The following is a 19,554-nucleotide window of genomic DNA, read 5'->3' as shown; positions in this document are numbered from 1 at the left end:
CAGCTCCCACAAGTGCACCGCAGATTTCAAACCTTGTGGAGATCCTGTGGGAGCTGGCTTGCCGGCGATAGGGCCAGTGCAGGACTGCACAACTCCCCTTCCACCAAGGCCACCTGAGGATTGCCATGAGCCCCCGCACCCCAAAGAAAACCCGCTCAGTTGCACCATCGCGCATCCGCGAAGGCCTGCCCTTCCCCCTCGGCGCCACCTGGGATGGCCTTGGGGTGAATTTCGCCCTGTTCTCGGCCAACGCCACCAAGGTCGAACTGTGCCTGTTCGACTCCAGCGGCGAACAGGAAATCGAGCGCATCGAACTGCCCGAGTACACCGACGAGATCTACCACGGCTACTTGCCCGACGCTCACCCCGGGCTTGTGTATGGCTACCGGGTATACGGCCCCTACGAGCCAGAGAACGGCCACCGCTTCAACCCCAACAAACTGCTGATCGACCCCTACGCCAAGCAGCTGGTCGGCAGCCTGAAATGGTCCGAGGCGCTGTTCGGCTACACCATCGGCCACCCCGACGGCGACCTGTCGTTCGACGAACGCGACAGCGCGCCCTTCGTGCCCAAATGCAAGGTGATCGACCCCGCGTTCACCTGGGGTCGCGACCAGCGCGTGCTCATCCCCTGGGAACGCACCATCATCTACGAAGCGCACACCCGCGGCATCAGCATGCGCCACCCGGCCGTACCAGAAGCGCTGCGCGGCACCTTCGCCGGCCTGGCCAATGACGAACTGCTCAAGCACATCAAGGAGCTGGGCGTTTCCAGCATCGAGCTGCTGCCAATCCACGCCTTCGTCAATGATCAGCACCTGCTGGACAAAGGCCTGAACAACTACTGGGGCTACAACAGCATCGCCTTCTTCGCCCCCCACCCGCGCTACCTGGCCAGCGGCAAGATCGCCGAGTTCAAGGAGATGGTCGCGCACCTGCACGACGCCGGGCTGGAGGTGATTCTGGACGTGGTCTATAACCACACCGCCGAAGGCAACGAGCGTGGCCCCACCCTGTCGATGCGCGGCATCGACAACGCCTCGTACTACCGCCTGATGCCGGACGACAAGCGCTACTACATCAACGATTCCGGCACCGGCAACACCTTGGACCTGAGCCACCCCTGCGTGCTGCAACTGGTCACCGACTCGCTGCGCTACTGGGCCGGCGAAATGCATGTGGATGGCTTCCGCTTCGACCTGGCAACCATCCTGGGCCGTTACCGCGAAGGCTACAGCGAGCGCCATGGTTTCCTCGTTGCCTGCCGACAGGACCCGATGCTGAGCCAGGTCAAGCTGATTGCCGAACCCTGGGACTGCGGCCCCGGCGGCTATCAGGTCGGCAACTTTGCCCCGGGCTGGGCCGAATGGAACGACCGCTTCCGCGACACCGTGCGGGCGTTCTGGAAAGGCGACGAAGGCCAGCTGGCCGACTTTGCCTCGCGCATGACCGCCTCGGGCGATATGTTCAACAACCGTGGCCGGCGCCCGTATGCCTCGGTCAACTTCGTCACCGCCCACGATGGTTTCACCCTGCGCGACCTGGTGTCGTACAACCACAAGCACAACGAAGACAACGACGAGAACAACCAGGACGGCACCGATAACAACCTGTCGTGGAACTGCGGCGTGGAAGGGCCGACCGACGACCCGGGCATCAATGCCTTGCGCATGCGCCAGATGCGCAACTACTTCGCCACCTTGCTGCTGGCCCAAGGCACGCCGATGATCGTTGCCGGCGACGAGTTCAGCCGTACCCAGCACGGCAACAACAACGCCTACTGCCAGGACAGCGAGATCGGCTGGGTGAACTGGGACCTGGACCAGGACGGCGAGGAGCTGCTGGCCTTTGTCAAACGCCTCACCCGCCTGCGCCTGGCCTACCCGGTGCTGCGCCGCTCGCGCTTTCTGGTGGGGGACTACAATGAGGCCATCGGGGTCAAGGACGTGACCTGGCTGGCGCCCGATGGCAGCGAAATGAGCGTGGAGCAATGGGAAGACCCGCACGGGCGTTGCCTGGGCATGCTGATCGACGGCCGTGCGCAGGTCAGCGGTATTGCCCGGCCGGGTGCCGAGGCCACCGTATTGCTGATCGTCAATGCTCACCATGACATTGTGCCGTTCAAGTTACCGGCTGTGCCTGAAGGCGAGTACTGGAGCTGCCTGGTCGATACCGACCGGCCGGAGCTGCGCAAGGGGCAGCACTTGCAGTTCGACAGCACGTTCGAGGTCAAAGGGCGGTCGATGCTGCTGATGGTATTGCAGCACGAGGAAGACTGAATCACCTGGCAGTGCAGGTGAGCGCTAGCAATCATTCTTCATAGCCGGGGCGCGGCAAATAGCTAACCCGGCTATGCCCTACTTCTTTGCTCAAAAAATCAAGGGCTTGAGCCCAACCACGAAGCGTGAACAGTTCTTTCACGCTTTCTTGACGCAAGCGGCGTCGTCTCCTTAGCTGAACATTATCTAGCAGTAAAGATCTCGCGCCGGGCCTCTAGCTCGCGCCTTTGTGCGCGCTTGCGAAGGCTGGCGTGCTGGTTTGGGTCGCCCTCTGTTTTTGCCGTACAGCTCGTGACAACAGGCCAGGTCCTCGGGCTGTAACTCACAAAAACAAAGGAGATCCGCCATGAAATGCACCTCGAACCCCTTGCGCTTCGACAGCATTTTCTACGCGGTTTCCACGTCGCTGCTTCTGGCAACCCCGGTGGAAACGTTCGCGTACGAATTGCAGGGTGACCCCACCTCGCCCGGCTTTTTGCAGCAGGCTGCGGTACCGCAGCTGTCGCTTGACCCGGTCAGCGCCAGTGGCCTGAGCATCGGCACGCTGAATGCCTTTTCACAGAAGATGAGCGAGCGCCACGGGCAGGCGGCACCGGACCTGGTTGCCAGCCAGTGGGCGCAGTTTTTCCCGACCACCTCGCGCAACGGCGCGCCCCCCCCGGAGCAGCTTGAGGCGCCCAGCCAGCAACTGATGATCGGCCCGGACCTGTTCGTGCGTGAAACGGCTGCGGGCAATGTGCACCGCGCCGGGATTTTCGTGGGGCACAACAACCTGCAAAGCAGCTTCAATGGCATGCGCCCACTGTTGGGCGACAAGCAGCGCAATGCGGTGAACCTGAGCGGGGAAAGCCTGGGCGTTTACTGGAGCATGACCCATGAACAGGGCTGGCACCTGGACGCCGTGGCCATGGGCTCGCGCATCGATGTGCTGGGGCGTGGCGAGAACGGCCAGCGCGTGGACGACAGCGGCCACGCGATGACCTTTTCGGTAGAAGGTGGTTACCCGATTCGCCTGGGTGGCAACTGGGTGATCGAACCCCAGGCACAGTTGATCAACCAACAGTTTTTCCCCGGTAACCAGGTGCAGGAAGAAACCCTGCAGGCCTTCGACAGCCAGCCGAGCTGGAGTGGCCGGGTGGGTGCGAAATTGTCCGGGCGCTACGAAGTGCGCGGCATGCCGATTGAACCCTATGTGCGGACCAACGTGTGGTATGACTTCAGCAATGCCGACGAGGTGAAGCTGGACCAGGTCGACAAGATCTCCAGCTCGCGCTACTCGACCACGGTGGAATTGGGGTTGGGGCTGGTGGCGCGGGTGACGCCTTCGGTGGCGTTGTTTGTGAGTGCAGATTACAGCAGTGATGTGGATGACAATGACCTGAATGGGCTGATTGGTAGCCTTGGGGTGCGGATGCGGTGGTAGGCAGGCCCGGCCTCTTCGCGGGCACGCCCGCTCCCACAGGGATTGCACAACACTCAGGCCATGTGCGGTCCCTGTGGGAGCGGGCGTGCCCGCGAAAGGGCCAGTACAGACGACAGATCAAGCCGGCTTCATTACCAATACCCCAAGCGGCGGCAAGTTGAGGGCTAGCGACAACGGCTGCCCATGGCTGGCCAATGCCTCACTGGCAACCGCCCCCAGATTGCCCACATTCGACCCGGCATACAGCTCGGCATCACTGTTCAACAACTCCTGCCAACGCTCGCCAAACGGCACGCCAATCCGATACCCCTCACGCGGCACCGGGGTGAAGTTGGCCACCACCAGCACCGGCTCGCCACTGCTGCTCCAGCGCAGCCAGGCGTACACGCTGTTCTGCGCATCATCACCGATTAGCCACTGGAAGCCCTGCGGCTGGCAGTCCTGCTCATGCAGTGCGGGCACCTCGCGGTACAGCCGGTTGAGATCGCTTACCAGCCGCTGCACGCCTTGGTGCTCGGGGTACTGCAACAGGTACCAGTCCAGTTCGCTGTCATGGTTCCACTCACGCCACTGGCCGAACTCGCAGCCCATGAACAGCAGCTTCTTGCCCGGGTGCGCCCACATGAAGGTGAGGTAGGCACGCAGGTTGGCGAACTTCTGCCAGCGGTCGCCGGGCATCTTGTCGATCAGCGAATGCTTGCCATGCACCACTTCGTCATGGGAGATGGGCAGGATGAAGTGTTCGGAGTAGGCATAGATCAGCCCGAAGCTCATCTCGTTGTGGTGGTAGGTGCGGTGCACCGGGTCGTTCTGGATGTAATGCAGGGTGTCGTGCATCCAGCCCATGTTCCACTTGTAGGCAAAACCGAGCCCGCCTTGCTGGGTCGGCTGGCTGACACCAGGCCAGGCGGTGGATTCCTCGGCGATGATGAGCGCGCCCGGGGCCTCGTGGGCCGCCACGCCGTTGAGGTGCCGGATGAAGTCGATGGCTTCCAGGTTTTCACGCCCGCCGTGGCGGTTGGGCACCCACTCGCCGGCCTTGCGCGAGTAGTCGCGGTACAGCATGGAAGCCACCGCATCGACCCGCAGGCCGTCGATGTGGAAGTGCTTCAACCAGTGCAGGGCCGAGGCCATCATGAAGCCGCGCACTTCGTTGCGGCCCAGGTTGTAGATCAGGGTGTTCCAGTCCTGGTGGTAGCCTTCCAGGGGGTTGTCGTATTCGTACAGGGCGGTGCCGTCGAAACGCGCCAGGCCGTGTTCATCGGTGGGGAAATGCGCGGGCACCCAGTCCAGCAGCACGCCAATGCCGCCCTGGTGGCAGGCGTCGACGAAGGCGGCGAAGTCCTCGGCACTGCCGTAGCGAGAAGTAGGCGCGAACATCGACAGCGGCTGGTAGCCCCAGGAGCCGCCGAACGGGTGCTCCATGATCGGCAGCAGTTCGATGTGGGTGAAGCCCAGTTGCTGCACGTAAGGCACCAGGCGCTCGGCCAGTTCGCGCCAGTTGTAATAGCGCCCGACTTCGCCCGTTTCATCCAGCTCGCAGCGCCACGACCCGGGGTGCAGCTCGTAGATCGACAGCGGCGCGTTGTAGGCATGGCGCTGCGCGCGCTGTGCCATCCAGTCGTGGTCCTGCCAGTCATGGCTGAGTGCGTTGGCGACCTTGGACGCGGTGCTCGGCGGCAATTCGGTGGCGCGGGCCAGCGGGTCTGCCTTCAGCGGCAGAATCCCCTCTTTGCCCAGCACCTCGAACTTGTAGGTTTCACCTACGCCCAGGCGCGGCACGAACAGCTCCCACACCCCGGCACTGTGGCGCAAGCGCATGGGGTGGCGGCGGCCATCCCAGTTGTTGAAGTCGCCCACCACCGACACCCGCCGGGCGTTGGGTGCCCACACCGAGAAGCACACGCCGTCGATGCCATCGACCTGGATCGGCTGGGCGCCGAAACGCCCGGACAAGTCGCGGTGGTTGCCCTCGGCGAACAGGTACAGGTCCATGTCGCCCAGTTGCGGGCCAAAGCTGTAAGGGTCTTCAGTGACTTGCTCGCCGCCGGCCCAGCCGATGTGCAACAGGTACGGCTGTGCCTCATCAAGGTGCGCGCTGAACAACCCGGGCAGGCTACCCTGCTCCATTTCGGCAAGCACGCGCCCGTCATGCCGCGCCAGGATGCGCACATTCAGGGCATTGGGCAGAAAGGCGCGAACCACCTGCCCGCCTGCGCCGTCGCCATGGGGGCCGAGTACCGCAAAGGGATCGGCGTGTTCGGCGCGGGCCAGGGCGTCGAGGTCCCGTTGCCGAAGGCCACCGTTTTCACGCGTTGTAACGTTCATTCTGACTCTCCCCAGGTACTGATCAGTCCATGCAGGCCATGCAAAGGCACGGCCAGCCAGCTCGGACGGTTTTCGGCTTCGTAGGTGATCTCGTAGGCGGCTTTTTCCAGGCAGAACAGTTCCAGTGCGGCGCGCTCGCCCTCGGCCTGTTGCCAGGCATGGGGCAAGGCGGCGGTGGCCAGGCCATAGGCTTCGACGAAGGCGTGGCGCGACTGATGCAGGTACTGCCGGGCAACCCGCTGACGAGCCTGCCGCGCCGGGCCGGAAAGGTCGACCGCAGACGCGCTGCGCAGGATCATGGCAGCAGCATAGTCGAAGGATCGCAACACGCCGCTCACATCCTTGTAAGGGCTGTGTTTTGCCCGGCGCTCTTGCAGTGGGCGGGACGGTTCGCCTTCAAAATCGATCAGGTAGGCGTCGCCCTGCACCACCAGCACCTGGCCCAGGTGGAGGTCACCGTGCACGCGCATCAGCAGGCCACCCTGGGCCTGCCCGGCCAGCTGGCTGACGTGTTGGGCCAGGCCGTCGCGTTGTTGCTGCAGGTCGTTGACCAAGGCCTGGCTGTCACTGTCGAGGTTGTCGCGGTGCTGGGCCAGCAAGTCGAGGGCACGGGTCAGCTCGGCGCTGATCTGCGTGGCCCAGTGCTGGCTGTCGCAGGCATTACTGGGGCGCGGGCGGAACGCCTCATCGTCGGTGGGGGCGGCCAGCAGCAGGTGCATTTCACCCAGGCGCTGGCCAAGCAAGGCTGCGAAGCCGCTGAGTTCGGCCAACGCGTCGGTGTGCGGCTCGGCCTCATTGGCGGTGGGCTCCATCTGGTCGCGGATGGCCCGCTCCAGGGTGTTCTGGGTCCAGGCCCAGGCATCGCCCTGGTTGTTCAGGTAGCCCTGGGCAATCATCAGCAAATGGGGCGCATGTTGTTCGTCCACCCGGCTGACCCAGGCCAGCAACGGCGAGATATTGGCAAAGCCGGCAGCGGTGAGGTAGGCACTCATTTCAAGTTCGGGGTGGATACCCGGGTTGACCCGGCGGATCAGCTTGAGCACCACCCGGTCGCCGATCACCACCGAGCTGTTGGACTGTTCGGCGCTGAGGTAGCGCACTGCACTTTCGTCGTTCAACGCCAGGCCTGCCAACGGCTCCGTGCTTTCGAAGCGCAGCTCACCCTCGCCGTTGCCACACGGCAGGCGCATGCCCTCCTGGCAGGCACGCAGCACGGCGCGGATGAAGGGTTCGAGGACGAAGGCATCGGTGATCAGGCCGACCTGATGGGCGCGACGCACCCGCGACAGGGCCAGTTGCTGCGGCAGCGCGGTGTTGATGTCCTCTTCGCGCAACAGGCCGAACGGCAGTTGATACCGATTGGCCGTGCCGTCGCTGAGCACTTCGATTTCGCTGAGCAGAACCGGCGTGGTGGCGGTGCCGAAGCGTACGCCATAGCACAGCCTGACTGCGTCGATTGGCCCTTCCTTGCCGGCGAACCAGCGCCGTTTTGGCAAGTATTGCGGCAGGATGCTGTTTTGCAGGGTGTCGCTTGACGGTGCTTCCAGCAGTTCTTCCAGGCGTTTGCGCAGCACTAGCGTGGTCAATTCGGGTAACCCCTCGGTGGCCTGTACGTGCCAACTGGGCATGCGGTCGTGGGGGGCCAGCAGGAACCAGTAGAAGGCATAGGGTGGCAAGGTGAGCAGGAACGGCAACTGGCCAATCGGCGGGAAGGCGCTGCCGCCGAGCATCTCTACCGGTACTTTGTCGGCGTAGTGTGACAATTCCAGTTCGGCGGCCTGAGCGGCACGGGAAACGTTGGCCACGCACAGGATCACCTCGGTGTTGCCATCGGCATCGGTGTACTCGCGGATATAGGCGAGGATGCGCCGGTTGCTGGGCGTGAGCGTGCGCAAGCTGCCGCGGCCAAAGGCCTTTTGCTGCTTGCGCACCGCCAGCATGCGCCGCGTCCAGTTCAGCAGCGAATGCGGGTCGTGGCTCTGGGCTTCGACGTTGACGGTCTGGTAGCCGTACAGCGGGTCCATGATTGGCGGCAGCACCAGGCGCTGCGGGTCGGCGCGGGAGAAGCCGCCGTTGCGGTCTGGCGACCATTGCATGGGCGTGCGCACCCCATCGCGATCACCCAGGTAGATGTTGTCACCCATGCCCAGTTCGTCGCCGTAGTACAAGGTCGGTGTGCCGGGCATCGACAGCAGCAGGCTGGTGAGCAGCTCGATACGCCGGCGGTCACGCTGCAGCAGTGGCGCCAGGCGCCGGCGGATCCCTAAGTTGATGCGGGCGCGGCGGTCTTCGGCGTAGTAGTTCCACAGGTAGTCGCGCTCGCGGTCGGTGACCATTTCCAGGGTCAGCTCATCGTGGTTGCGCAGGAAGATCGCCCATTGGCAGTTGGCGGGGATTTCCGGCGTCTGGCGCAGGATGTCGGTGATCGGGAAGCGGTCTTCCATGGCCAGGGCCATGTACATGCGCGGCATCAGCGGGAAATGGAAGGCCATGTGGCACTCGTCGCCTTCGCCTTCGCCGAAGTACGGGCGGGTGTCCTCGGGCCACTGGTTGGCCTCGGCCAGCAGCATGCGGTCGGGGTAGTTGGCGTCAATCTCGGCGCGAATGGCCTTTAGGACATCATGGGTTTCGGCGAGGTTTTCGTTGTTGGTGCCGTCGCGTTCGATCAGGTAGGGGATGGCATCCAGGCGCAGGCCATCGACGCCCAGGTCTAGCCAGAAATGCATGACATCGATCACCGCCTTGAGCACCTGCGGATTGTCGAAATTGAGGTCGGGCTGGTGCGAATAGAAGCGGTGCCAGAAGTACTGGCCGGCGACCGGGTCCCAGGTCCAGTTGGACTTTTCGGTGTCGAGAAAGATGATGCGCGTGCCGTCGTACTTCTGGTCATCGTCGGACCACACATAGAAATCGCGCGCCTTGCTGCCGCGCTTGGCATGGCGGGCACGCTGGAACCACGGGTGCTGGTCGCTGGTGTGGTTGATGACCAACTCGGTGATGACGCGCAGGCCGCGCTTGTGGGCTTCGGCGATGAAGCGGCGGGCGTCTGCCAGGCTGCCGTAATCAGGGTGCACGGCCTTGTATTCGGCGATGTCGTAACCGTCGTCGCGCCGTGGCGAGGGGTAGAACGGCAGCAGCCACAGGGTGTTGACGCCCAGCTCGGCGATGTAGTCGAGCTTGCTGATCAGGCCGGCGAAGTCGCCGATGCCGTCGTTGTTCGAATCGAAGAACGACTTGATGTGCAGCTGGTAGATGACGGCGTCCTTGTACCACAGCGGGTCGTCGATGAAGGCTGCCGGGCGGGAACGCTTGGCCATGGGGGACTCCTTTCTTCTACAGGTCCGTGTTGCCTGGTTTTGGGGCTGCTGCGCAGCCCATCGCCGGCAAGCCAGCTCCCACAAGTACGGCGTAGATCTTCAGCATCGCGCTATCCCAGTGGGAGCTGGCTTGCCGGCGATGGGCCGCAAAGCGGCCCCATGGTTCAAAGCCCTAGCGGGCCTTTTCGATACGCCAGATACCGAATGGCTGATGCCAGGGCTCGATGCGCATGAACTGGGTCTTGCCATACCACGACCAGCGGTGGCCGTTCATCAGGTCTTCGCCATGGGTTTCGGCGTTGTCGTCCAGGCCCAGCTCCCACAGCGGCAGCTCGAAATGCGCCTCCTGGGCGTTGTGCGGGTCGAGGCTGATTGCCACCAGGATGTAGTTGTCGCGCTCGGGCGTGCGTTTGGCGAAGTACAGGATGTTGTCGTTCCAGCAGTTGAAGAACGCCACGCCCAGGTGGGTCTGCAAGGCGCGGTTCTGGCGGCGGATGCGGTTGAGCTGGGCGATCTCGGCAATGATGTTGCCAGGCTGGGTGAAGTCCCGTGGGCGGATTTCGTATTTCTCCGAATCCAGGTACTCCTCCTTGCCCGGCAGCGGCGTGCCTTCGCACAGTTCAAACCCCGAATACATGCCCCACAGGCCCGAGCCCATGGTGGCCAGTGCGGCGCGGATGAGGAAGCCGGCACGGCCGGAGGTATGCAGGAAGTACGGGTTGATATCCGGCGTGTTGACGAAAAAGTTGGGCCGGTAGCACTGGCTCCACGGCGGCTGGTTGAGCTGCTCGTAGAACTCGCGCAGCTCCTGTTTGGTGTTACGCCAGGTGAAATAGGTATAGCTCTGCGCATAGCCGACCTTGCCCAGCCGCGCCATCATGGCCGGCCGGGTGAATGCCTCGGCGAGGAAGATCACGTCCGGGTGCCGGGCGCGCACGTCGGCAATCAGCCATTGCCAGAACGGCAGCGGTTTGGTGTGCGGGTTGTCGACGCGGAAGGTTTTTACGCCCTCCTCCACCCAGCCGATGATCACATCGCGCAGGGCCAGCCACAGGCTCGGCACTGCGTCGGGGGCGTAGAAGTCGACGTTGACGATGTCCTGGTACTTTTTCGGCGGGTTCTCGGCATAGCGGATGGTGCCGTCCGGGCGCCAGCTGAACCAGCCCGGGTGCTCCTTGAGCCAGGGGTGGTCCTGGGAGCACTGGATGGCGAAGTCGAGGGCGATTTCCAGGCCATGCCCGGCAGCCGCAGCCACCAAGCGGCGGAAGTCGTCGCGGCTGCCCAGTTGCGGGTGGATCGCATCGTGGCCACCTTCGGCGCTGCCGATGGCGTAAGGGCTGCCCGGGTCGCCCGGCTGGGCCGTGAGTGCATTGTTGCGGCCTTTGCGGTGTTGCATGCCAATGGGGTGGATGGGCGGGAAGTACAGCACGTCGAAGCCCATGTCGCGGATCATCGGCAGGCGTTCATGCACATCGTTGAACGTGCCGTGGCGCTTGGGGTCGTCAGTGATCGAGCGTGGGAACAGCTCGTACCAGCTGGCAAACTGGGCTGCCGGGCGGTCGACATCAACGGGGAATTCACGGCTGCGGGCCAGGTAGCTGCGGTGTTCGGCCTCACTCATCAGGCGTGCGGTGGCCGGGTCGAGAAACAGCGCTACCTGGTCGTCGGTGCCGAGTGTAGCCAGGCGCTGCTGCGTGGCCTGTAGCTCCTCACGCAGGGCGCCTTTGCACAGGTCGATGCCTTTGCCCAGCATCAACCGGCCCTCTTCCAGCTCCAGCGTTACCTCGACACCGGCGTGGTACTTTTTCTCCAGGTCGTGGCAATAGGTGGCGAAGGGGTCGACCCAGGCTTCGATGCTGAACAGGTGTGGGCCCAGCTCGGTGGGGGTGAATTCGGCCAGCCAAAGGTCGTTGCCCGGTGAGTGCATGGGCACGCAATGCCAGCGGCGGCTGTTGGCCTGCCGCCAGCTGAGCATCACCGCCAGGCGGTCGTGGCCATCGCAATAGACGTTACTGCTGACCGCCACCGGCTGGCCGCTGATGGCCTTGGCAGCGAAGGTGCCGGCTTCGAGCACGGGTTGGGTGTCTTCGATCACGATACGCGGCGCCAGCAGCGCCTGGGACAGGCCGATGGCCTGGTCCGGGTGATCGTTCGCCATGGGCACGCTTTCAAAGGGCTCGTTACGTGACATCGACCTTGCTCCCTCAGGCTGGTGGCGGTAAGGGTTCAGAGCCGGGCACAGGCGTGGGGTTCAAAAAAATTGAGCGAACGGCAGCTGCGCGAAGTCGAAGCCTGCAGCACCTCTTCATTCACCCACGCGAGGTCAGGCCATGAACATTCCCATTCCACCGGAAACCCCCGATCCCAACATCGACGACCCCAGCTTGCCGCCGCCCGTGCCGGAAGAAGAGCCGGACGAACTGCCGATCAAGCCGACTGTGCCACCGACGGTGGGCGACCCGCCGAGCCAGGAGCCACCGGTGAAAGCCTAAGGGTAGACCAGGTTTTTGCACTGGCAGGTATGGCCCTTTCGCGGGTAAACCCGCTCCTACAGGTACAGCGCCGCATTTACGGTTGGCGCTGTACCTGTAGGAGCGGGTTTACCCGCGAAGAGGCCAGTAGAGCCAACACATCACTGCGCAGTTACAGCCGAAATCTCCGCCACACTGATCTCCCGCATGCGGAACTTCTGCACCTTGCCCGTCACCGTCATCGGGTATTCGTCAACGAAACGGATATGCCGCGGCACCTTGAAGTGCGCAATGCGTGCCTTGCACCAGCCCTGCAATTCTTCCACTGTGGCGCTGTGCCCCGGATGCAGCTTGATCCAGGCCACAATCTCTTCGCCGTATCGGCTGCACGGAATGCCGATCACCTGCGCATCGGCCACCGCCGGGTGGGTGTAGAAGAACTCTTCCAGCTCACGCGGGTAAATGTTCTCACCGCCACGAATGATCATGTCTTTGTTACGCCCGACGATACGCACGTACCCGTGTTCGTCCATCACCGCCAGGTCGCCCGAGTGCATCCACCCCGCCGGGTCGATGGCGTCCGCCGTGGCCTGGGGGTTGTTCCAGTAACCCAGCATCACGCTGTAACCACGGGTGCACAGTTCGCCGATCTCACCGCGCGGGACGATGCAGCCGTCGGCATCCACCAGTTTGTTCTCCAGCTGCGGCTGGGTGCGGCCGACGGTGGTCACGCGCAGCTCCAACTCATCGTCGGGGCCGGTTTGCAGCGATACCGGGCTGGTTTCGGTCATGCCGTAGGCAATTTGCACTTCGGCCATGTGCATCTGGTCGATGACCCGGCGCATGACTTCGATCGGGCAAGTGGCACCGGCCATGATGCCGCTGCGCAGGGTCGACAGGTCCATTTGCGCACGCAAAGGGTGGTCGAGCATGGCGATGAACATGGTCGGCACGCCGTACAGGATGCTGGCACGCTCCTCGGCCACGGCGCGCAGGGTGAGTTCGGCGTCGAAGGCGTCGTTGGGGTAGATCATGGTGCTGCCGTGGGTGATGCAACCGAGGTTGGCCATGACCATGCCGAAGCAATGGTACAGCGGCACCGGGATCACCATGCGGTCGTGCTCGGTCAGGCCCAGGCTTTCGCCGACCATGAAGCCGTTGTTGAGGATGTTGTAGTGGCTGAGCGTGGCGCCCTTGGGCGCGCCAGTGGTGCCGGAGGTGTACTGGATGTTCACCGGCTGGTCGAACTGCAGGCTTTGCTGACGAGCGGTGTAGGCCTCTGTCGAGGTCTGCCCTGCCCATTCAGCCAGCGCTTGCCAAGGCAGGAAGCCGGCAGGCGGGTTGGCCGCCAGGCTGATGACCCCGTGCAACTCGGGCAGGCATTCGCAGGCCAGTTCGCCTGGCGTGGCACTGGCCAGTTCCGGCGCCAGTTCCTGGACCATGGCGTGATAATCGGAGGTCTTGAAGGCATCGGCGCACACCAGCCAGCGGCAGCCGGACTGGCGCAACACGTACTCCAGTTCGCCCACGCGGTAGGCGGGGTTGATGTTGACGAGAATGGCGCCGACCTTGGCGCTGGCCAGTTGCAGGATGCACCACTGCGCGCAGTTGGGTGACCAGATGCCGACCCGGTCCCCGGTGTTGACGCCCAGGGCCATCAGGGCGCGGGCATGGGTATCGACCTGCTCGGCCAGCTGTCGCCAGCTGTAGCGCAAGCCCTGATGACGCGACACCAGCGCCTCGCTGTCAGTACAGCGGGCCACCGTGGCATCGAAGGCCTGGCCGATGGTCTGGGTCAGCAAGGCTTGGTCCTGGCGACCGCGGGTATAGCTCGGTTGACTCATGAGTGTCCCTTCTTGTGGTTGTTCTGGGCACGGCTGAAGCAGCGGGAATACTCTGGCGCAGATTTACGTTTACGTAAAGGTGACGAGCAGATTGACAGTGATCGCATGCAGGTTTACGTTAACGTAAAGGTGATCAACAACACCGGGTTTGTTGGCATGACACCGGCCCTGTGGGAGCGGGTTCACCCGCGAATGCGATCAGTCAGGCAATGACGGTGACCCTGCTGACCCATTCGCAGGTGAACCCGCTCCCACAGGGCCGGTTTAAAGGCCTTGAGCTACGGTGTAACCCAATTTCAAGAACAAGAAGGTGCCCCAGCATGCATTACCCCTCCCTGAACTTCGCCCTGGGCGAAACCATCGACATGCTCCGCGACCAGGTCCGCGCTTTTGTCGCGACCGAACTGGCCCCGCGCGCCGCGCAAATCGACCACGACAACCTGTTCCCCGCCGACATGTGGCGCAAGTTCGGCGACATGGGCCTGCTGGGCATCACCGTACCAGAAGAGTACGGCGGCGCCGGCCTGGGCTACCTGGCCCACGTGGTGTCGATGGAAGAAATCAGCCGTGGCTCGGCCTCGGTAGCACTGTCGTACGGCGCCCACTCCAACCTGTGCGTCAACCAGATCAACCGCAACGGCACCCATGAGCAGAAGCTCAAGTACCTGCCCAAGCTGATCAGCGGCGAGCACATCGGCGCGTTGGCCATGAGCGAGCCCAACGCCGGCTCCGACGTGGTGTCGATGAAGCTGCGCGCCGAAAAGCGCGGCGACCACTACGTGCTCAACGGCAGCAAGACCTGGATCACCAACGGCCCCGACGCCAACACCTACGTGATCTATGCCAAGACCGACCTGGACAAAGGCCCGCACGGCATCACCGCCTTCATCGTCGAGCGTGACTGGAAAGGTTTCAGCCGCAGCAACAAGTTCGACAAACTGGGCATGCGCGGTTCCAACACCTGCGAGCTGTTCTTCGACGGCGTGGAAGTGCCGCAAGAGAACATTCTCGGCCAGCTCAACGGCGGCGTGCGCGTGCTGATGAGCGGCCTGGACTACGAGCGCGTGGTGCTGTCCGGCGGCCCGACCGGCATCATGCAAAGCTGCATGGACCTGGTGGTCCCCTACATTCATGACCGCAAGCAGTTCGGCCAGAGCATCGGCGAGTTCCAGCTGATCCAGGGCAAGATCGCCGACATGTACACCCAGCTCAACGCCAGCCGTGCCTACCTGTATGCCGTCGCCCAGGCCTGCGACCGTGGCGAGACCACCCGCAAGGACGCCGCCGGGGTCATCCTTTACACCGCCGAACGCGCCACGCAAATGGCCCTGGAGGCGATCCAGATTCTCGGTGGCAACGGCTACATCAACGAGTTCCCGGCTGGGCGCCTGCTGCGCGATGCCAAGTTGTACGAGATCGGTGCCGGCACCAGCGAAATCCGCCGGATGCTGATTGGCCGCGAACTGTTCAACGAAACCCGCTGAACATAAAGGACGGGCGCACATGGCTACCTTGCACACCCAGATCAACCCGCGTTCGGCGGAATTCGCCGGCAACAGCGCGGCCATGCTTGAACAGGTCCAGGCCCTGCGCGGCCTGCTTGCCCAGGTGGCCCAGGGCGGCGGGCCCAAAGCCCAGGAGCGGCACACTTCACGCGGCAAATTGCTGCCACGCGAGCGTATCGACCGCCTGCTGGACCCAGGCTCGCCGTTCCTCGAAATCGGCCAGTTGGCCGCCCATGAGGTGTACGGCGAAGACGTGCCGGCTGCGGGCGTGATTGCGGGTATCGGCCGCGTCGAAGGCGTGGAATGCATGATCGTGGCCAACGACGCCACGGTCAAAGGCGGTTCGTACTACCCGCTGACGGTGAAAAAGCACCTGCGCGCGCAGACCATTGCCCTGCAAAACCGCCTGCCGTGCATTTACCTGGTGGACTCGGGCGGCGCCAACCTGCCACGCCAGGACGAAGTATTCCCGGACCGCGAACACTTCGGGCGGATCTTCTTCAACCAGGCCAACATGAGCGCGCAGGGCATCCCGCAGATCGCCGTGGTGATGGGTTCGTGCACCGCTGGCGGTGCGTATGTGCCGGCCATGGCCGACGAAGCGATCATGGTGCGCCAACAGGCAACTATCTTCCTCGCCGGCCCGCCGCTGGTAAAAGCCGCCACCGGTGAGGTGGTCAGCGCCGAAGACCTCGGCGGCGCCGATGTGCATTGCCGCACCAGCGGCGTGGCCGACCACTATGCCGACAACGACGAACACGCCCTGGCGATCGCCCGGCGCAGCGTGGCCAACCTTAACTGGCACAAACTGGGCAAGCTGCAGCGCCTGGCACCTGTGGCGCCGCTGTATGCGGCCGACGAGCTGTATGGCGTGGTGCCGGCCGACGCCAAGCAACCGTTCGATGTACGTGAGGTGATCGCCCGGCTGGTCGATGGCTCGGTGTTCGATGAGTTCAAGGCGCTGTTCGGCACCACCCTGGTGTGCGGCTTCGCCCACCTGCATGGCTACCCGGTGGCGATTTTGGCCAACAACGGCATCCTGTTCGCCGAAGCCGCGCAAAAAGGCGCGCACTTCATCGAACTGGCCTGCCAGCGCGGCATCCCGCTGCTGTTCCTGCAGAACATCACCGGCTTCATGGTCGGCAAGAAGTACGAAGAAGGCGGCATCGCCAAGCACGGTGCCAAGTTGGTGACCGCCGTGGCCTGCGCCCAAGTGCCCAAGTTCACGGTCATCATCGGCGGCAGCTTCGGCGCCGGCAACTATGGCATGTGCGGCCGCGCCTACGACCCGCGCTTCCTGTGGATGTGGCCCAATGCACGCATTGGCGTGATGGGCGCCGAACAGGCCGCAGGCGTGCTGGCCCAGGTCAAGCGCGAGCAAAGTGAGCGTAGCGGCCAGCCGTTCAGTGCCGAGGACGAGGCCAGGCTCAAGCAGCCGATCCTCGACCAGTACGAGCACCAGGGCCACCCTTACTACTCCAGCGCCCGCCTGTGGGACGACGGCGTCATCGACCCGGCACAAACCCGCGACGTGCTTGGCCTGGCGTTGTCTGCCGCGCTGAACGCGCCGATCGAACAGAGCCGCTTCGGCATTTTCCGGATGTGACCCATGAGCGATTTCAGCACCCTCGAAGTGATCCGCGACCCACGCGGTTTCGCCACCCTGTGGCTGAGCCGCGAGGACAAGAACAACGCCTTCAATGCGCAGATGATCCGCGAGCTGATCGTGGCCATCGACCAGTTGGCCGAAGACGCCAGCCTGCGCTTCGTGCTGCTGCGCGGCCGTGGCCGGCACTTCAGCGCCGGCGCCGACCTGGCCTGGATGCAGCAATCGGCGCAGCTGGATTTCAACACCAACCTGGATGATGCCCACGAACTGGGCGAACTGATGTACGCCCTGCACCGCCTCAAGGCCCCTACCCTGGCCGTGGTGCAAGGTGCAGCCTTTGGCGGCGCGCTGGGCCTGATCAGTTGCTGCGACATGGCCATTGGCGCCGAAGACGCCCAGCTGTGCCTGTCGGAAGTACGCATCGGCCTGGCCCCGGCAGTGATCAGCCCGTTCGTGGTCAAGGCGATCGGTGAGCGCGCCGCGCGCCGCTATGCCCTCACTGCCGAGCGTTTCAGTGGCGTGCGGGCCCGCGAACTGGGCTTGTTGGCGGAGGTGTATCCGGCCAGCGAACTGGACGCTCAGGTCGAAGCCTGGGTAACCAACCTGCTGCAGAACAGCCCGCAGGCGTTGCGCGCCACCAAGGACCTGCTGCGCGAAGTGGACGACGGCGAACTCAGCCCGGCCCTGCGGCGCTACTGCGAGAACACCATCGCCCGCATCCGCGTCAGCGCCGAAGGCCAGGAAGGCCTGCGCGCCTTCCTGGAAAAACGCCGCCCCGCCTGGCAAACCGATGACAAGAAGGAGCCGCGCCCATGAGCCGCCCCGTTTTGACCACCCTGCTGGTCGCCAACCGCGGCGAAATCGCCTGCCGGGTAATGCGTACCGCCAAGGCCATGGGCCTGACCACCGTCGCCGTGCACAGCGCCACCGACCGTGACGCCCGGCACAGCCGCGAAGCGGATATCCGCGTTGACCTGGGCGGCACCAAGGCCGCCGAAAGCTACCTGCTGGTCGACAAACTGCTGGCCGCCGCCAAGGCCAGTGGCGCCCAGGCCATCCACCCGGGCTATGGCTTCCTGTCCGAGAACGCAGGCTTCGCACGCGCCATCGAACAGGCCGGGCTGATCTTCCTCGGCCCACCGGCCAGCGCCATCGATGCCATGGGCAGCAAGTCGGCAGCCAAGGCGCTGATGGAGGCTGCCGGGGTGCCGCTGGTGCCGGGCTACCACGGTGAAGCGCAGGACCTGGACACCTTCCGCGCCGCTGCCGAACGCATCGGCTACCCGGTGCTGCTCAAGGCCAGTGCCGGCGGCGGCGGCAAGGGCATGAAAGTGGTCGAGGAAGAAAGCCAGCTGGCCGACGCCCTGGCTTCGGCCCAGCGTGAAGCCCAGTCGTCGTTCGGTGACGCGCGCATGCTGGTTGAAAAGTACGTGCTCAAGCCGCGCCACGTAGAGATCCAGGTGTTCGCCGACCAGCACGGCAATTGCCTGTACCTCAACGAACGCGACTGCTCCATTCAGCGCCGCCACCAGAAAGTAGTCGAAGAAGCCCCTGCTCCCGGCCTGTCACCTGAACTGCGCCGGGCCATGGGTGAGGCGGCAGTACGCGCAGCCCAGGCCATCGGCTATGTAGGGGCCGGTACCGTAGAGTTTCTGCTCGACGCACGCGGTGAGTTCTTCTTCATGGAGATGAACACCCGCCTGCAGGTGGAACACCCGGTCACCGAGGCCATCACCGGCCTGGACCTGGTGGCCTGGCAGATTCGCGTGGCCTGCGGTGAGGCGTTGCCGATTACCCAGGAACAAGTGCCGCTGATCGGTCATGCCATCGAAGTGCGCTTGTATGCCGAGGACCCGGCCAACGAATTCCTGCCGGCAACAGGCAAGCTGGCGCTGTACCGTGAGTCGGCGCCGGGTGAAGGCCGGCGGGTGGACAGTGGGGTCAGTGAAGGTGACGTGGTGTCGCCGTTCTACGACCCGATGCTGGGCAAGCTGATCGCCTGGGGCGAAGACCGCGAACAGGCACGCCTGCGCTTGCTGGCCATGCTCGACGAGTTCGCCATTGGCGGGCTGAAAACCAACATCGCCTTCCTGCGCCGCATTCTGGCCCACCCGGCATTTGCTGAGGCTGAGTTGGATACCGGCTTCATTCCGCGTCACCAGGAGGTGTTGCTACCAGCGCCAAACGCACTGCCGGCCAGCTTCTGGGAAGCCGCAGCCGAAGCCTGGCTGCAAGGCCAGGCCGGGCATCAGCGTGATGACGACCGCCGTTCGCCGTGGGGTGAGCGCAACGGCTTGCGCTTGGGCCTGCCGGCACGCACCAGCCTGCATTTAGTAAGCAGTGGCCAGGACCAGGCGGTTGCCCTGGAGCGCAGCGCTACGTCCACCTACCAGCTGGTGGGCGAACAGCTGGTGCATGACCAGGCCGGTGTGCGCCGCCAGCACCTGGCGATCCGCCGGGGTGGCACGCTTTACCTGCACTGGGATGGCGAGATGCACGCCATCGAGGCCTTCGACCCGATTGCCGAAGCCGAGGCCAGCCACAGCCATCAGGGCGGCTTGGGCGCGCCCATGAACGGCAGCATCGTGCGGGTACTGGTCGAGCCGGGGCAAGTGGTGGAAGCAGGTGCCGCGCTGGTGGTGCTGGAAGCCATGAAGATGGAGCACAGCATTCGTGCGCCGCATGGCGGGACGGTGAACGCGTTGTTCTGCCAGGAAGGGGATATGGTCAGCGAAGGGACGGTGCTGGTCGAGCTGACAGAGTGAGGTCAGTGGGGGC

General features: G+C 64.1%; 12 protein-coding genes. 7 read left to right on the top strand and 5 right to left on the bottom strand.

From position 1 onward, the window contains the following. Window positions 1-125: 125 nt before the first annotated feature. Window positions 126-2,279, top strand: coding sequence for a glycogen debranching protein GlgX (gene glgX, locus A0O30_RS11690; protein ID WP_105946585.1), 2,154 nt, complete (start codon window positions 126-128; stop codon window positions 2,277-2,279). Window positions 2,280-2,310: 31 nt separating this feature from the next. On the opposite strand, the gene A0O30_RS28005 is transcribed toward glgX, so the two are convergent. Then, on the bottom strand, window positions 2,311-2,436 hold the full coding sequence (locus A0O30_RS28005) for a hypothetical protein (protein WP_256127519.1): 126 nt from the start codon (window positions 2,434-2,436) through the stop codon (window positions 2,311-2,313). Window positions 2,437-2,625: 189 nt separating this feature from the next. Between A0O30_RS28005 and A0O30_RS11685 the strand changes: the two genes are divergently transcribed. Then, window positions 2,626-3,702, top strand: a complete 1,077-nt coding sequence (locus A0O30_RS11685) for an autotransporter outer membrane beta-barrel domain-containing protein (protein ID WP_105946584.1) — start codon at window positions 2,626-2,628, stop codon at window positions 3,700-3,702. A 117-nt stretch (window positions 3,703-3,819) separates the two neighbouring features. Here the strand turns inward: A0O30_RS11685 and glgB are convergent, their stop codons facing one another. The 3 genes from glgB to A0O30_RS11670 form a co-directional block, all read right to left on the bottom strand. After that, window positions 3,820-6,030: a 1,4-alpha-glucan branching protein GlgB gene (gene glgB / locus A0O30_RS11680; RefSeq protein WP_105946583.1), complete on the bottom strand. Its 2,211-nt coding sequence runs from the start codon at window positions 6,028-6,030 to the stop codon at window positions 3,820-3,822. Beyond that, complete coding sequence (treS, locus tag A0O30_RS11675; RefSeq protein WP_105946582.1) at window positions 6,027-9,347, bottom strand: maltose alpha-D-glucosyltransferase; 3,321 nt, start codon at window positions 9,345-9,347, stop codon at window positions 6,027-6,029. The genes glgB and treS overlap by 4 nt, the downstream gene beginning before the upstream one ends. Window positions 9,348-9,519: 172 nt before the next feature. Beyond that, window positions 9,520-11,538 (bottom strand): alpha-1,4-glucan--maltose-1-phosphate maltosyltransferase, encoded by a 2,019-nt coding sequence (locus A0O30_RS11670; protein WP_105946581.1) that lies wholly within the window; start codon window positions 11,536-11,538, stop codon window positions 9,520-9,522. A gap of 139 nt (window positions 11,539-11,677) precedes the next feature. Between A0O30_RS11670 and A0O30_RS27840 the strand changes: the two genes are divergently transcribed. Next, window positions 11,678-11,839: a hypothetical protein gene (locus A0O30_RS27840; protein WP_015271006.1), complete on the top strand. Its 162-nt coding sequence runs from the start codon at window positions 11,678-11,680 to the stop codon at window positions 11,837-11,839. A gap of 140 nt (window positions 11,840-11,979) precedes the next feature. Here A0O30_RS27840 and A0O30_RS11665 read toward each other — a convergent pair whose 3' ends face one another. Next, complete coding sequence (locus A0O30_RS11665; protein WP_105946580.1) at window positions 11,980-13,662, bottom strand: AMP-binding protein; 1,683 nt, start codon at window positions 13,660-13,662, stop codon at window positions 11,980-11,982. Between the two features lie 320 nt (window positions 13,663-13,982). Between A0O30_RS11665 and A0O30_RS11660 the strand changes: the two genes are divergently transcribed. The 4 genes from A0O30_RS11660 to A0O30_RS11645 are packed head-to-tail and all read left to right on the top strand — an operon-like array spanning window position 13,983 to window position 19,541. Further along, window positions 13,983-15,146: an isovaleryl-CoA dehydrogenase gene (locus A0O30_RS11660; protein ID WP_105946579.1), complete on the top strand. Its 1,164-nt coding sequence runs from the start codon at window positions 13,983-13,985 to the stop codon at window positions 15,144-15,146. A gap of 19 nt (window positions 15,147-15,165) precedes the next feature. After that, window positions 15,166-16,773, top strand: coding sequence for a carboxyl transferase domain-containing protein (locus A0O30_RS11655; RefSeq protein WP_012273265.1), 1,608 nt, complete (start codon window positions 15,166-15,168; stop codon window positions 16,771-16,773). 3 nt (window positions 16,774-16,776) lie between these two features. Next, a complete protein-coding gene (locus A0O30_RS11650) occupies window positions 16,777-17,592 on the top strand; it encodes a gamma-carboxygeranoyl-CoA hydratase (protein WP_105946578.1) in 816 nt (271 codons plus the stop codon). Beyond that, window positions 17,589-19,541, top strand: coding sequence for an acetyl/propionyl/methylcrotonyl-CoA carboxylase subunit alpha (locus tag A0O30_RS11645; protein WP_105946577.1), 1,953 nt, complete (start codon window positions 17,589-17,591; stop codon window positions 19,539-19,541). Before A0O30_RS11650 ends, A0O30_RS11645 begins: the two co-directional genes overlap by 4 nt. Window positions 19,542-19,554 lie beyond the last annotated feature (13 nt).

Source organism: Pseudomonas sp. LLC-1, from assembly GCF_002992185.1.
In the GTDB taxonomy this organism is placed as follows: domain Bacteria; phylum Pseudomonadota; class Gammaproteobacteria; order Pseudomonadales; family Pseudomonadaceae; genus Aquipseudomonas; species Aquipseudomonas monteilii.
The sequence above is the reverse complement of the archived record's forward strand: the minus strand, read 5'-3'. Positions and strand labels throughout refer to the sequence as shown.

What these genes read in the sequence shown, in the direction of transcription:
- glgX (WP_105946585.1), top strand. Translation starts at nt 126, where the DNA reads ATGAGCCCCCGCACCCCAAAGAAAACCCGCTCAGTTGCACCATCGCGC.
- A0O30_RS11685 (WP_105946584.1), top strand. Translation starts at nt 2,626, where the DNA reads ATGAAATGCACCTCGAACCCCTTGCGCTTCGACAGCATTTTCTACGCG.
- glgB (WP_105946583.1), bottom strand. Translation starts at nt 6,030, where the DNA reads ATGAACGTTACAACGCGTGAAAACGGTGGCCTTCGGCAACGGGACCTC.
- treS (WP_105946582.1), bottom strand. Translation starts at nt 9,347, where the DNA reads ATGGCCAAGCGTTCCCGCCCGGCAGCCTTCATCGACGACCCGCTGTGG.
- A0O30_RS11670 (WP_105946581.1), bottom strand. Translation starts at nt 11,538, where the DNA reads ATGTCACGTAACGAGCCCTTTGAAAGCGTGCCCATGGCGAACGATCAC.
- A0O30_RS27840 (WP_015271006.1), top strand. Translation starts at nt 11,678, where the DNA reads ATGAACATTCCCATTCCACCGGAAACCCCCGATCCCAACATCGACGAC.
- A0O30_RS11665 (WP_105946580.1), bottom strand. Translation starts at nt 13,662, where the DNA reads ATGAGTCAACCGAGCTATACCCGCGGTCGCCAGGACCAAGCCTTGCTG.
- A0O30_RS11660 (WP_105946579.1), top strand. Translation starts at nt 13,983, where the DNA reads ATGCATTACCCCTCCCTGAACTTCGCCCTGGGCGAAACCATCGACATG.
- A0O30_RS11655 (WP_012273265.1), top strand. Translation starts at nt 15,166, where the DNA reads ATGGCTACCTTGCACACCCAGATCAACCCGCGTTCGGCGGAATTCGCC.
- A0O30_RS11650 (WP_105946578.1), top strand. Translation starts at nt 16,777, where the DNA reads ATGAGCGATTTCAGCACCCTCGAAGTGATCCGCGACCCACGCGGTTTC.
- A0O30_RS11645 (WP_105946577.1), top strand. Translation starts at nt 17,589, where the DNA reads ATGAGCCGCCCCGTTTTGACCACCCTGCTGGTCGCCAACCGCGGCGAA.